This is a genomic window from Enterobacter sp. 22452, from assembly GCF_052045065.1.
Taxonomy (GTDB): Bacteria; Pseudomonadota; Gammaproteobacteria; order Enterobacterales; family Enterobacteriaceae; genus Enterobacter; species Enterobacter mori.
In genome coordinates this window covers 234,776-248,155 of record NZ_JBQEOB010000004.1, presented here as the reverse complement: position 1 = coordinate 248,155, position 13,380 = coordinate 234,776, and the positions used below count along the sequence as shown (strand labels likewise).

Annotated in this window: 8 protein-coding genes; 4 read left to right on the top strand and 4 right to left on the bottom strand. The window is 56.1% G+C overall.

Annotation, left to right across the window (positions count from 1 at the left end; genetic code table 11):
- The first annotated feature begins 181 nt into the window (after positions 1–181).
- Together glpT and glpQ are read left to right on the top strand one after the other, a co-directional pair.
- Positions 182–1,534 (top strand): glycerol-3-phosphate transporter, encoded by a 1,353-nt coding sequence (gene glpT / locus ACTJJA_RS13715; RefSeq protein WP_089597932.1) that lies wholly within the window; start codon positions 182–184, stop codon positions 1,532–1,534.
- Positions 1,535–1,545: 11 nt separating this feature from the next.
- A complete protein-coding gene (glpQ, locus tag ACTJJA_RS13710; protein ID WP_440668461.1) occupies positions 1,546–2,604 on the top strand; it encodes a glycerophosphodiester phosphodiesterase in 1,059 nt (352 codons plus the stop codon).
- 105 nt (positions 2,605–2,709) lie between these two features.
- On the opposite strand, the gene yfaE is transcribed toward glpQ, so the two are convergent.
- The 4 genes from yfaE to ubiG form a co-directional block, all read right to left on the bottom strand.
- Entirely contained in the window at positions 2,710–2,964 is a 255-nt protein-coding gene (gene yfaE / locus ACTJJA_RS13705; protein ID WP_440668460.1) for a class I ribonucleotide reductase maintenance protein YfaE, read from the bottom strand.
- Complete coding sequence (gene nrdB / locus ACTJJA_RS13700) at positions 2,964–4,094, bottom strand: class Ia ribonucleoside-diphosphate reductase subunit beta (RefSeq protein WP_010433416.1); 1,131 nt, start codon at positions 4,092–4,094, stop codon at positions 2,964–2,966. The genes yfaE and nrdB overlap by 1 nt, the downstream gene beginning before the upstream one ends.
- Before the next feature lie 100 nt (positions 4,095–4,194).
- Entirely contained in the window at positions 4,195–6,480 is a 2,286-nt protein-coding gene (nrdA, locus tag ACTJJA_RS13695; RefSeq protein WP_440668459.1) for a class 1a ribonucleoside-diphosphate reductase subunit alpha, read from the bottom strand.
- 348 nt (positions 6,481–6,828) lie between these two features.
- The gene (ubiG, locus tag ACTJJA_RS13690) at positions 6,829–7,557 is read right to left on the bottom strand and encodes a bifunctional 2-polyprenyl-6-hydroxyphenol methylase/3-demethylubiquinol 3-O-methyltransferase UbiG (RefSeq protein WP_440668458.1); all 729 of its coding nucleotides are present in this window, start codon (positions 7,555–7,557) and stop codon (positions 6,829–6,831) included.
- Positions 7,558–7,703: 146 nt separating this feature from the next.
- On the opposite strand from ubiG, the gene gyrA reads away from it, so the two are divergent.
- Together gyrA and rcsC are read left to right on the top strand one after the other, a co-directional pair.
- Positions 7,704–10,340, top strand: a complete 2,637-nt coding sequence (gyrA, locus tag ACTJJA_RS13685) for a DNA topoisomerase (ATP-hydrolyzing) subunit A (protein ID WP_089597934.1) — start codon at positions 7,704–7,706, stop codon at positions 10,338–10,340.
- A 135-nt stretch (positions 10,341–10,475) separates the two neighbouring features.
- Positions 10,476–13,322 (top strand): two-component system sensor histidine kinase RcsC, encoded by a 2,847-nt coding sequence (rcsC, locus tag ACTJJA_RS13680; protein WP_089597935.1) that lies wholly within the window; start codon positions 10,476–10,478, stop codon positions 13,320–13,322.
- Positions 13,323–13,380: the final 58 nt, after the last annotated feature.

Sequence of the window (13,380 nt, the reverse complement as noted above, 5' to 3'; positions counted from 1 at the left end):
AAACGCGCGAAATTCGAAAGTGAAACGTGATTTCATGCGCTTTTTTGCGCATTCTGTCATATTTCTGTAACAATCTGTGCGTTGATTCACAGTAACAATCACCGTGATTTCTTAACATCCCCGCCACTGGAATTCAGGTGCGAGCCACCTGCCCATTTAATTCAAGGCCACGGAGGCTGTCATGCTCAGTATCTTCAAACCCGCGCCGCATCGTGCGCGTCTGCCAGAGGCAGAAATTGATCCGCTTTACCGCCGTCTGCGTTGGCAAATCTTCCTGGGGATCTTCTTCGGGTACGCGGCGTACTACCTTGTGCGTAAAAACTTTGCGCTCGCCATGCCGTATCTGGTAGAGCAGGGCTTCTCCCGCGGCGATCTGGGGTTCGCGCTGTCGGGGATCTCCATCGCCTACGGTTTTTCTAAATTCATCATGGGCTCGGTGTCGGATCGCTCGAATCCGCGCGTGTTCCTGCCTGCCGGCCTGATTCTGGCCGCTGCGGTGATGTTGTTCATGGGCTTCGTGCCGTGGGCGACGTCCAGTATTGCGATTATGTTCGTGCTGCTGTTCCTCTGCGGCTGGTTCCAGGGAATGGGGTGGCCGCCGTGCGGACGTACCATGGTGCACTGGTGGTCGCAGAAAGAGCGCGGCGGCATCGTGTCGGTGTGGAACTGTGCCCATAACGTCGGCGGCGGGCTTCCGCCTCTGCTGTTCCTGCTCGGTATGGCCTGGTTCAACGACTGGAAAGCCGCGCTGTATATGCCCGCCTTTGGCGCCATCGTCGTGGCGATTATTGCCTTTGCGCTGATGCGCGATACGCCGCAGTCCTGTGGCTTGCCGCCGATTGAAGAGTACAAAAACGACTATCCGGATGATTACAGCAAGGAGCATGAAGAAGAGCTGACCGCAAAACAGATCTTCATGAAGTACGTGCTGCCCAACAAGCTGCTGTGGTACATCGCGGTCGCCAACGTGTTCGTTTACCTGCTGCGCTACGGCATCCTCGACTGGTCGCCAACCTACCTGAAAGAGGTGAAGCACTTCGCGCTGGATAAATCCTCCTGGGCCTATTTCCTGTATGAATATGCCGGGATCCCGGGCACGCTGCTTTGCGGCTGGATGTCAGACAAAGTGTTCAAGGGCAACCGCGGTGCGACGGGCGTGTTCTTTATGACCCTGGTGACCATTGCCACCGTCGTTTACTGGCTCAACCCGCCGGGCAACCCGTCAGTAGATATGGCCTGCATGATCGTTATCGGTTTCCTGATTTACGGTCCGGTGATGCTGATTGGCCTGCATGCCCTGGAGCTGGCCCCGAAAAAAGCGGCAGGCACGGCGGCGGGCTTTACCGGTCTGTTCGGCTATCTCGGCGGTTCGGTCGCGGCGAGCGCCATCGTGGGCTACACCGTTGACTTCTTCGGCTGGGACGGCGGTTTTATGGTGATGATTGGCGGTAGCGTGTTGGCTGTACTGCTGCTGATTGTGGTGATGATTGGTGAAAAACGTCACCACGCGGAAGTACTGGCGCGTCGTCAATAAGGAGCATTGCGATGAAATTAACCCAACTTGCAACCGGCCTGCTGCTGGCGGGCCTGATGACAGGCTCCGCGCTGGCGGCCGATAAAATCGTTATTGCCCACCGCGGTGCCAGCGGCTATCTGCCGGAGCATACACTCCCGGCGAAAGCGATGGCCTATGCCCAGGGCGCGGATTATCTGGAGCAGGATCTGGTGATGACTAAGGACGACCAGCTGGTCGTCCTGCATGACCATTATCTTGACCGCGTGACGGACGTGGCGGAGCGCTTCCCGGACCGCGCGCGAAAAGATGGGCGCTACTACGCCATCGACTTCACGCTGGCTGAGATCCGCTCGCTGAAGTTTACCGAAGGCTTCGAGATTGAAAACGGCAAGAAGGTGCAGGTCTATCCGGGACGTTTCCCGATGGGCAAGTCCGACTTCCGCATTCATACCTTCCAGGAGGAGATTGAGTTTGTTCAGGGGCTGAACCACTCCACCGGTAAAAACATCGGTATCTACCCGGAGATTAAAGCGCCGTGGTTCCACCATCAGGAAGGGAAAGACATTGCCGCGAAGACGCTGGAGGTGCTGAAACAGTACGGCTACACCAGCAAGAAGGACAAAGTTTACCTGCAGTGTTTTGACGCCGCCGAGCTGAAGCGCATCAAAACCGAGCTGGAGCCGAAGATGGGGATGGATCTCAATCTGGTACAGCTGATTGCCTATACCGACTGGAATGAAACCCAGGAGAAGCAGCCGGACGGGAAGTGGGTGAACTACAACTACGACTGGATGTTTAAGCCGGGCGCGATGAAGCAGATTGCGCAGTACGCCGATGGTATCGGGCCGGATTACCATATGCTGGTGGCGGAAGGCTCTACGCCGGGCCACGTGAAGCTGACGGCGATGGTGAAAGAGGCGCATGCCAGCAAGATGCAGGTCCATCCGTATACCGTGCGTGCAGACCAGCTGCCGGAGTATGCCACGGACGTGAATCAGCTTTATGAGGTGTTGTATAACCAGGCGGGCGTGGACGGACTGTTTACGGATTTCCCGGATAAAGCGGTCGAATTCATTCACCGGAAGTAGGTTTTGTAGGTCGGGTAAGGCGAAGCCGCCACCCGACAATCAGGCTCTGCGGCCTGATGCCCTCACCCTAACCCTCTCCCACCGGGAGAGGGGATAAGGACAACATCACATCTCGATCTCAATATCGCCTTTTGCCCGGCAGCAGCAGGGCAAAATTTCCCCTTCGTTGATAAAGGCCAGCGGTTCGGTCAGCCAGTCCACCTGGCCTGCGACCAGACGGCAGCGGCAGGAGCCGCAATAGCCTTCACGACACTGGTACTCTACTTCAACCTGATGGGCTTCTAGCGCCACCAGCAGAGAAGGGTGCTCTTCCCGGCACAGCACTTCTGTACCCGAAAGGCTCAGCGTTACGCGTGTCATCAGAGCTGGAAGTCGCTCAGGTCGTCGGTGTTGACTTCAGAATCAATCTGACCGACCAGGTAAGAACTCACTTCCACTTCCTGTGGCGCCACCTGCACGTTATCGGACACCAGCCAGGTGTTGATCCACGGGATTGGGTTAGAGCGCGTCTGGAATGGCAGGTCGAGACCGACCGCCTGCATGCGGATGTTGGTGATGTACTCAACATACTGGCACAGGATGTCTTTGTTCAGGCCAATCATGGAGCCGTCGCGGAACAGGTAGTCTGCCCACTCTTTCTCCTGCTGGGCCGCCAGCACGAACAGATCGTAGCATTCCTGCTTGCACTCTTCGGCAATCGCAGCCATTTCCGGGTCGTCCGCGCCGCTGCGCAGCAGGTTCAGCATGTGCTGAGTCCCGGTCAGGTGCAGGGCTTCGTCACGGGCGATCAGGCGGATGATTTTGGCGTTGCCTTCCATCAGCTTGCGCTCGGCAAAGGCGAAGGAGCAGGCGAAGCTCACGTAGAAGCGGATCGCCTCCAGCGCGTTAACGCTCATCAGGCACAGGTACAGCTGCTTTTTCAGCGCGCGAAGGTTCACGGTAATGGTTTTGCCGTTCACGTTATGCGTGCCTTCGCCCAGCAGATGCCAGTAGCTGGTCATCTCGATCAGCTCGTCGTAGTAGTGCGCAATGCCTTCCGCGCGCTTCTGGATCTGCTCGTTGGTGACGATATCGTCAAACACCACTGCCGGATCGTTCACGATGTTGCGGATGATGTGGGTGTAAGAGCGGGAGTGGATCGTCTCGGAGAACGCCCAGGTTTCTACCCAGGTTTCCAGCTCAGGAATCGAGATCAGCGGCAGCAGCGCCACGTTCGGGCTACGACCCTGAATGGAGTCCAGCAGCGTCTGGTACTTCAGGTTGCTGAGGAAGATATGTTTTTCGTGATCCGGCAATGCCTGGAAATCGATACGGTCGCGGGAAACGTCCACTTCTTCCGGGCGCCAGAAGAAGGAGAGTTGCTTTTCAATCAGCTTTTCGAAGATGTCATATTTTTGCTGATCGTAGCGTGCCACGTTGACCGGCTGGCCGAAGAACATCGGCTCTTTGAGCTGGTCGTTTTTCGTCTGTGAAAAGGTGGTGTATGCCATTGAGGTGAGTCCTGTTGAGATTTTATTGCCCGGCGGCACTGCGTTTGCCGGGCCTACAAAACCGTAGGCCGGGTAAGCGTAGCGCCACCCGGCGAAGTGCTTAGATCTTACATGCGCCGCTTTCGCAGCCATCGTCCTGAATTGACGGCACCATGTCGTCCTGCGCGTCTTCCGCACCGTCACGGGTGTTGTGATAGTACAGGGTTTTCACGCCAAACTTATACGCGGTAAGCAGGTCTTTCAGCAGCTGCTGCATCGGAACCTTGCCGGATGGGAAGCGCGTCGGGTCATAGTTGGTATTGGCAGAGATCGACTGGTCGATAAACTTCTGCATGATACCCACCAGCTGCAGGTAGCCGTCGTTGTTTGGCATTTCCCACAGCAGTTCGTAGTTATTACCCAGCGTCTCGTAATCCGGTACCACCTGACGCAGCACGCCGTCTTTCGACGCTTTAATGCTGACGTGGCCGCGCGGCGGCTCAATGCCGTTGGTGGCGTTGGAGATCTGCGAAGAGGTCTCGGACGGCATCAGGGCAGAGAGCGTGGAGTTACGCAGGCCGTGGGTCTTGATGGACTCGCGCAGGCCTTCCCAGTCGAGGTGCAGAGGCTCGTTGACAATCGCATCCAGGTCTTTCTTGTAGGTGTCGATTGGCAGAATGCCTTTCGCGTAGGTGGTTTCGTTGAACCACGGGCACGCGCCTTGCTCTTTCGCCAGCTCGTTAGAGGCTTTCATCAGGTAGTACTGAATAGCTTCGAACGTCTGGTGCGTCAGGTTGTTGGCGCTGCCGTCGGAGTAACGCTTGCCGTTTTTCGCCAGCCAGTAGGCGAAGTTGATCACGCCGATACCCAGAGTACGACGGCCCATTGCACCGCGTTTAGCGGCCGGGATTGGGTAATCTTGGTAGTCCAGCAGGGCGTCGAGCGCGCGAACCGCCAGCACGGCCAGCTCTTCCAGCTCGTCCAGGGTTTTAATTGCACCCAGGTTGAACGCGGACAGCGTACACAGCGCGATTTCGCCGTTTTCATCGTTCACGTCTTCCAGCGGTTTGGTCGGCAGAGCGATCTCCAGGCACAGGTTAGACTGGCGCACTGGTGCGACGACCGGGTCAAACGGGCTGTGGGTGTTGCAGTGGTCCACGTTCTGGATGTAGATACGGCCGGTAGAAGCACGTTCCTGCATCATCAGGGAGAACAGGTCTACCGCCTTCACGCGCTGCTTGCGGATGCTGTCGTCTTTTTCGTATTTGGTGTACAGACGCTCGAACTCGTCCTGATCGGCGAAGAACGCGTCGTACAGGCCCGGCACATCGGACGGGCTAAACAGGGTGATGTCTTCACCCTTCAGCAGACGGGTGTACATCAGCTTGTTGATCTGCACGCCGTAGTCCATGTGACGCACGCGGTTGCCTTCCACGCCGCGGTTGTTCTTCAGAACCAGCAGGCTTTCCACTTCCAGGTGCCACATTGGGTAGAACAGGGTCGCAGCACCGCCGCGCACGCCGCCCTGAGAGCAGGATTTTACTGCCGTCTGGAAGTGCTTATAGAACGGAATACAGCCGGTGTGGAACGCTTCACCGCCGCGAATCGGGCTACCCAGTGCACGGATGCGACCGGCATTGATGCCGATACCGGCGCGCTGGGAAACGTATTTCACGATGGCGCTGGAGGTGGCGTTGATGGAATCCAGGCTGTCACCACACTCGATCAATACGCAGGAGCTGAACTGACGGGTTGGGGTACGCACGCCAGACATAATTGGCGTCGGCAGAGAAATCTTGAATGTAGAGACCGCATCGTAGAAACGCTTCACGTAGGAGAGGCGGGTCTCACGCGGGTAGTTAGAGAACAGGCAAGCGGCCACCAGAATATAGAGGAACTGGGCGCTCTCGTAGATTTCGCCCGTCACACGGTTCTGAACCAGGTATTTACCTTCGAGCTGCTTCACCGCCGCATAGGAGAAGTTCATGTCGCGCCAGTGATCGATAAACTCGTTCATCTGCTCGAACTCTTCTTCCGTATAGTCTTCCAGCAGATGCGTGTCGTATTTGCCCAGCTCGACCATTTTCACCACGTGATCGTACAGCTTCGGCGGCTCAAACTGGCCGTAGGCTTTTTTACGCAGGTGGAAGATGGCCAGACGTGCAGCGAGGTACTGATAATCCGGTGCGTCGCGGGAGATCAGATCCGCCGCTGCTTTGATAATGGTTTCGTGGATATCAGACGTTTTGATGCCGTCGTAGAACTGGATGTGGGATCGCAGTTCAACCTGGGAAATAGATACGTTGTTCAGTCCTTCTGCTGCCCAGTCGAGAACTCGATGGATTTTGTCCAGATTGATACGCTCGGTAGTACCGTCGCGCTTTGTCACCAGCAGACTCTGATTCATGTGGGTTTTACCTGTCCGTGAAATAAAAAAATATCCCCCGCTTATCCACAGATCCGTCTTGTGACTAACTCTGTGGATAAATACTACATATAGGGGGTTTGCGATAAGAAAAACGCTATATGGTGAGTATTCTAGTATCGAATCATTTCAGCACAAGGGTTGATTTTGACGTTAAATTGAGGTTGTGAATGGGTAAAAAAGCGTAAGTCCTCGTGCCGTAAGGCCTGGACGAGATGTCAATAATTAAGAAAAAAAATTCAAAATTTGATCGAGTGCTGATTTCTTCAACGAGAGGTCAGAATTGCGCAACATGATGTCGCGCAATCTTTATAAGAATAACGAATGACGTTAGGTGTTTTTGGTGGTTGTATGCAACATATAATTAACATCTACGCCCGGTGCGAGCTTGAATTTATCCGTTAATGGATTGTAATGCAGACCGGTGATGTGCTGCTCCTTGAGCCACGTCTGGTCAACCCAGCTTAACAACTCCGCAGGCTTGATGAATTTCTTCACGTCGTGCGTGCCCTTCGGCACCATGCGCAGCACATATTCTGCGCCAACAACGGCCATCAGCCAGGCTTTGCCGTTGCGGTTGATGGTCGAGAAGAAGACCTGACCGCCCGGTTTCACCAGTTTTGCACAGGCATGCACCACGGACTGCGGGTCGGGAACGTGCTCCAGCATCTCCATGCAGGTCACCACATCATACTGGTGGGCATGTTTTGCCGCGTGCTCTTCCACGGTTTCCTGCACGTATTCCACCTGGATGCCGGATTCCAGCGCGTGAAGGCGGGCGACCTGCAGCGGTTCAAAGCCCATATCCAGGCCGGTAACGGTGGCCCCTTCGCGCGCCATGCTTTCAGCCAGGATGCCGCCGCCGCAGCCGACGTCGAGCACTTTCTTACCGAACAGACCGCCGGAACGCTCCGCGATATAGCCCAGACGCAGCGGGTTAATGCGATGCAGAGGTTTGAACTCACCTTCGAGATCCCACCAGCGGGACGCCACCGCTTCAAATTTGGCAATCTCTTCGTGGTCAACGTTGTGAGCCATCGGGGATTTTTCGGCATTCATGGGCGCTTTTACTCCTTATTTAGCAAGACAAAGGAGTATATCAGCCCGCGCGGGTGAATAAAGCTTATTGGTTTACCTCAATCACCGCGGCTGTGTTATAATTTGCGACCTTTGAATCCGGGATACAGTAGAGGGATAGCGGTTAGATGAGCGACCTTGCGAGAGAAATTACACCGGTTAACATCGAGGAAGAGCTGAAGAGCTCCTATCTGGACTATGCGATGTCGGTCATTGTTGGCCGTGCGCTGCCGGACGTCCGCGATGGCCTTAAGCCGGTACACCGTCGCGTACTATACGCCATGAACGTATTGGGCAATGACTGGAATAAAGCCTATAAAAAATCTGCCCGCGTCGTGGGTGACGTCATCGGTAAATATCACCCGCATGGTGATACCGCCGTTTATGACACCATCGTCCGTATGGCGCAGCCATTCTCCTTGCGCTACATGCTGGTAGATGGTCAGGGTAACTTTGGTTCTGTTGACGGCGACTCCGCAGCGGCGATGCGTTATACGGAAATCCGTATGTCGAAAATCGCCCACGAGCTGATGGCCGACCTGGAAAAAGAGACCGTTGATTTCGTCGATAACTACGACGGCACCGAGCGCATTCCTGATGTTATGCCAACCAAGATCCCGAACCTGTTAGTGAACGGTTCGTCCGGTATCGCGGTCGGTATGGCAACCAACATTCCGCCACACAACATCACCGAAGTGATCAACGGCTGCCTGGCCTATATCGACGATGAAGAGATCAGCATTGAAGGGCTGATGGAACACATCCCGGGCCCGGACTTCCCGACGGCGGCGATCATCAACGGTCGTCGTGGTATTGAAGAAGCCTACCGTACCGGTCGCGGCAAGATTTATATCCGTGCCCGCGCCGAAGTGGAAGCGGACGCCAAAACGGGTCGTGAAACCATTATCGTTCACGAGATCCCGTATCAGGTGAACAAAGCGCGTCTGATTGAAAAAATCGCCGAGCTGGTAAAAGAAAAACGTGTTGAAGGTATCAGCGCGCTGCGTGACGAGTCTGACAAAGACGGTATGCGCATCGTGATTGAGATCAAACGTGACGCGGTGGGTGAGGTTGTGCTGAACAACCTGTACTCCCAGACTCAGCTCCAGGTTTCCTTCGGTATTAACATGGTTGCACTGCACCATGGTCAGCCGAAGATCATGAACCTGAAAGAGATCCTGAGCGCGTTCGTGCGTCACCGCCGTGAAGTGGTGACCCGTCGTACTATCTTCGAGCTGCGTAAAGCGCGCGACCGTGCACACATCCTTGAAGCGCTGGCCGTCGCACTGGCAAACATTGACCCGATCATTGAGCTGATTCGCCGTGCGCCGACGCCGGCGGAAGCGAAAGCGGCATTAGTGGCCCGTCCTTGGGCGCTGGGTAACGTTTCTGCGATGCTCGAACGCGCTGGCGACGACGCGGCACGTCCTGAGTGGCTCGAGCCTGAATTCGGCGTGCGCGACGGTCAGTACTATCTGACCGAGCAGCAGGCACAGGCGATTCTGGATCTGCGCTTGCAGAAACTGACCGGCCTTGAGCATGAAAAACTGCTCGACGAATACAAAGAGCTGCTGGAACAGATTGCTGAGCTGCTGCATATTCTGGGTAGCGCAGACCGCCTGATGGAAGTGATCCGCGAAGAGCTGGAGCTGGTCCGCGATCAGTTCGGTGATGCGCGTCGCACCGAAATCACCGCAAACAGCTCTGATATCAACATTGAAGATCTGATCAACCGCGAAGACGTGGTGGTTACCCTGTCTCACCAGGGCTATGTGAAGTATCAGCCGCTGACCGACTACGAAGCACAGCGTCGTGGCGGTAAAGGGAAATCTGCGGCACGTATTAAAGAAGAAGACTTTATTGACCGTCTGCTGGTGGCGAACACCCATGACACGATCCTCTGCTTCTCAAGCCGTGGTCGTCTCTACTGGATGAAAGTCTATCAGCTGCCGGAAGCAAGCCGTGGCGCGCGTGGCCGTCCAATCGTCAACCTGCTGCCGCTGGAAGCGAATGAACGTATCACCGCTATCCTGCCGGTACGCGAGTACGAAGAGGGCGTGAACGTCTTTATGGCGACCGCGAGCGGTACCGTGAAGAAAACCGCGCTGACCGAATTCAGCCGTCCGCGTTCGGCCGGTATTATCGCCGTGAACCTGAACGAAGGCGACGAACTGATCGGTGTGGATCTGACCTCCGGTTCCGATGAAGTGATGCTGTTCTCCGCCGCCGGTAAAGTGGTGCGTTTCAAAGAGAACGCGGTCCGCGCAATGGGCCGTACGGCAACAGGCGTTCGTGGGATCAAACTGGCGGGTGAAGACTCCGTTGTTTCCCTGATCGTTCCACGCGGCGAAGGGGCTATCCTGACCGTCACGCAGAATGGCTACGGTAAACGTACGGCGGAAAGCGAATATCCGACGAAGTCCCGTGGTACGCAGGGTGTTATCTCTATCAAAGTGACCGAGCGCAACGGTTCCGTTGTCGGCGCGGTGCAGGTGGACGACGCCGACCAGATCATGATGATCACCGATGCCGGTACGCTGGTGCGTACTCGCGTATCTGAGATCAGCGTGGTGGGTCGTAACACCCAGGGCGTGATCCTCATCCGTACAGCGGAAGATGAAAACGTGGTGGGTCTGCAGCGCGTTGCTGAGCCTGTGGATGACGAAGAACTCGACTCCATCGATGGTACGGTAGCGGAAGGCGATGATGAAATCGCGCCGGAAGCGGACACCGACGAAGATGCAGCGGATGACGCTGACGAGTAATGTCTCCTGACGCAAAAAGGGCCGGTTTCCGGCCCTTTTCTTTTGCACAAGCAGACAAGTGAACGTTGCGACAAGCCGCGTTTACCGCTACCTTAACCACATTCTTTTTGACCCCGATGGCGGAGCCTCGCCCCTTTGAAATACCTCGTCTCCTTTCGTACCACGCTGAAAGTCTCTCGCTATCTGTTCCGGGCGCTGGCGCTACTGCTTTGGTTGCTGGTGGCTCTGTTCTCGGTGTTTTTCATCGTTAATGCGCTACACCAGAAAGAAGCGGAGATCCGCCAGGAGTTTAATCTCAGCTCCGATCAGGCCCAGCGCTACATTCAGCGCACCTCTGACGTCATGAAGGAGCTGAAGTACATTGCCGAGAATCGCCTGACGGCGGAAAACGGTATTCTTGCCATTCGTGGGCGCAATGATAAAACCGAAGTGCCCGACTTTGAGCCCCTGTTCCCTGACTCTGACTGCTCCGCAATGGGCAGCACCTGGCGCGGCTCGCTGGAATCGCTGGCGTGGTTTATGCGCTACTGGCGTGACAACTTCTCCGCGGCCTATGACCTGAACCGCGTCTATCTTATTGGCAGCGAAAATCTCTGCATGGCCGATTTTGGCCTGCGCGACATGCCCGTAGAGCGCGATGACGCGCTGAAAAGCCTGCATGAGCGTATTGTGAAATACCGCAATGCGCCGCAGGACGAGCGCGGGAATAACATCTTCTGGATTAGCCAGGGCCCGCGCACGGGCGTGGGCTATTTCTATGCCCTGACGCCGGTGTATCTGGGCAACCGCCTGCAGGCGCTGCTCGGCATTGAACAAACCATCCGCATGGAAAACTTCTTCACGCCGGGCAGCCTGCCGATGGGGGTGACCATTCTCGATGAAAACGGTCATTCCCTGATCTCGCTCGCCGGGCCGGATAACCGTTTGAACGTTGATCCGCACTGGATGCAGGAGCGGTCATGGTTTGGCTACACCTCCGGTTTCCGCGAACTGGTGTTGAAGAAAAGTCTGCCTCCTTCGTCGCTCAGCATTGTCTATTCGGTGCCGGTGGATATGGTGCTTGAACGCATTCGCATCCTGATCCTCAACGCCATTTTGCTGAATATCGCGGTGGGCGTGGCGCTGTTTATGCTGGCGCGCATGTATGAGCGCCGGATATTTATTCCGGCAGAGGCAGACGCCCAGCGTCTCGAAGAGCATGAGCAGTTTAACCGTAAGATTGTCGCCTCTGCGCCGGTGGGGATCTGTATCCTGCGCACCCAGGACGGAACCAATATCCTCAGTAACGAGCTGGCGCATAACTACCTGAACATGCTGACGCATGAGGACAGGCAGCGGCTGACGCAGATTATCTGCGGGCAGCAGGTTAACTTTGTGGACGTGCTGACCAGCACCCACACCAACCTGCAAATCAGCTTCGTGCATTCGCGCTATCGTAATGAAAACGTAGCCATTTGCGTGCTGGTGGATGTCTCCGCGCGCGTGAAAATGGAAGAGTCGCTTCAGGAGATGGCGCAGGCGGCCGAGCAGGCCAGCCAGTCGAAATCAATGTTCCTTGCTACCGTCAGCCACGAGCTGCGCACGCCGCTTTACGGGATCATCGGTAACCTCGATCTGCTGCAGACGAAAGAGCTGCCGAAAGGGGTTGATCGCCTGGTCACGGCGATGAACAACTCTTCAAGCCTGTTGTTGAAAATCATCAGCGATATTCTCGATTTTTCAAAAATTGAGTCAGAGCAGCTGAAAATCGAGCCGCGCGAGTTTTCCCCACGCGAGGTCATGAACCATATTAGCGCCAACTATCTGCCGCTGGTGGTGCGTAAACAGCTGGGACTGTACTGCTTTATCGAACCGGACGTGCCGCTGACGCTGCACGGCGATCCGATGCGCCTGCAGCAGGTCATATCCAACCTGCTGAGCAACGCCATCAAATTCACCGATATTGGCTGTATTGTGCTCCACGTGTGCCGCGTAGGGGACTATCTGACTATCCGTGTGCGTGATACGGGCGTGGGCATCCCGGCGAAGGAGGTGGTCCGTCTGTTCGACCCGTTCTTCCAGGTCGGGACGGGCGTGCAGCGCAACTTCCAGGGTACCGGACTGGGGCTGGCGATTTGTGAAAAGCTCATCAGCATGATGGACGGTGATATCTCGGTCGATACCGAACCGGGCATGGGAAGCCAGTTCACCATCCGTATTCCGCTCTACTCGGCGCAGTATCCGGCTAAAACGACGGTCGATGGGCTGAGCGACAAGCGCTGCTGGCTGGCGGTGCATAACGCTTCGCTCAATGATTATCTGACGGCGCTGCTTAACCACAGTGGCGTACGGGTATGCCGATATGAAGGGCAGACCCCGGACGTGGACGATATGCTGATCGCTGACGACATGCCGGAACAGGCGTGGCCGGGAAGAGGGGTGATCATGTTCTGCCGTCGCCATATTGGTATTCCGCTGGAGCGCGCGCCGGGGGAATGGGTGCACAGCGTGGCGACCCCGCATGAGCTGTTAGGGCTACTGGCGCGCATTTACAGCGTACAGCTTGAAGACAGCGATGGCGCAACGGCACTGCCGTCACCGGATGCGCTGGCGTCAGTGAATGACGATATGATGATTCTGGTGGTGGACGACCATCCAATCAACCGCCGCCTGCTGGCCGACCAGCTTGGCTCGCTCGGATATCAGTGTAAAACCGCCAACGACGGCGTCGATGCGCTGAACGTGCTGAGTAAAAACCATATTGATATCGTGCTGAGCGACGTGAATATGCCAAACATGGACGGCTACCGTCTGACGCAGCGCATTCGCCAGCTTGGCCTGACGCTGCCGGTCGTTGGCGTGACGGCTAACGCCCTGGCGGAAGAGAAGCAGCGCTGCCTGGAGTCTGGCATGGACAGCTGCCTGTCGAAGCCGGTGACGCTGGACGTGCTGAAACAGACATTGTCGATTTATGCGGATCGCGTGAGAAAAACCAGAATATAAAAAAGGCCCGCGAGGGCCTTTTTATTTGCCCGGCGGCGCTGCGCTTGCGCGGGCCTAC

Excerpts from the sequence above, each read along its gene's own strand:
- glpT (WP_089597932.1), top strand. The coding sequence starts at position 182 with ATGCTCAGTATCTTCAAACCCGCGCCGCATCGTGCGCGTCTGCCAGAG.
- glpQ (WP_440668461.1), top strand. The coding sequence starts at position 1,546 with ATGAAATTAACCCAACTTGCAACCGGCCTGCTGCTGGCGGGCCTGATG.
- yfaE (WP_440668460.1), bottom strand. The coding sequence starts at position 2,964 with ATGACACGCGTAACGCTGAGCCTTTCGGGTACAGAAGTGCTGTGCCGG.
- nrdB (WP_010433416.1), bottom strand. The coding sequence starts at position 4,094 with ATGGCATACACCACCTTTTCACAGACGAAAAACGACCAGCTCAAAGAG.
- nrdA (WP_440668459.1), bottom strand. The coding sequence starts at position 6,480 with ATGAATCAGAGTCTGCTGGTGACAAAGCGCGACGGTACTACCGAGCGT.
- ubiG (WP_440668458.1), bottom strand. The coding sequence starts at position 7,557 with ATGAATGCCGAAAAATCCCCGATGGCTCACAACGTTGACCACGAAGAG.
- gyrA (WP_089597934.1), top strand. The coding sequence starts at position 7,704 with ATGAGCGACCTTGCGAGAGAAATTACACCGGTTAACATCGAGGAAGAG.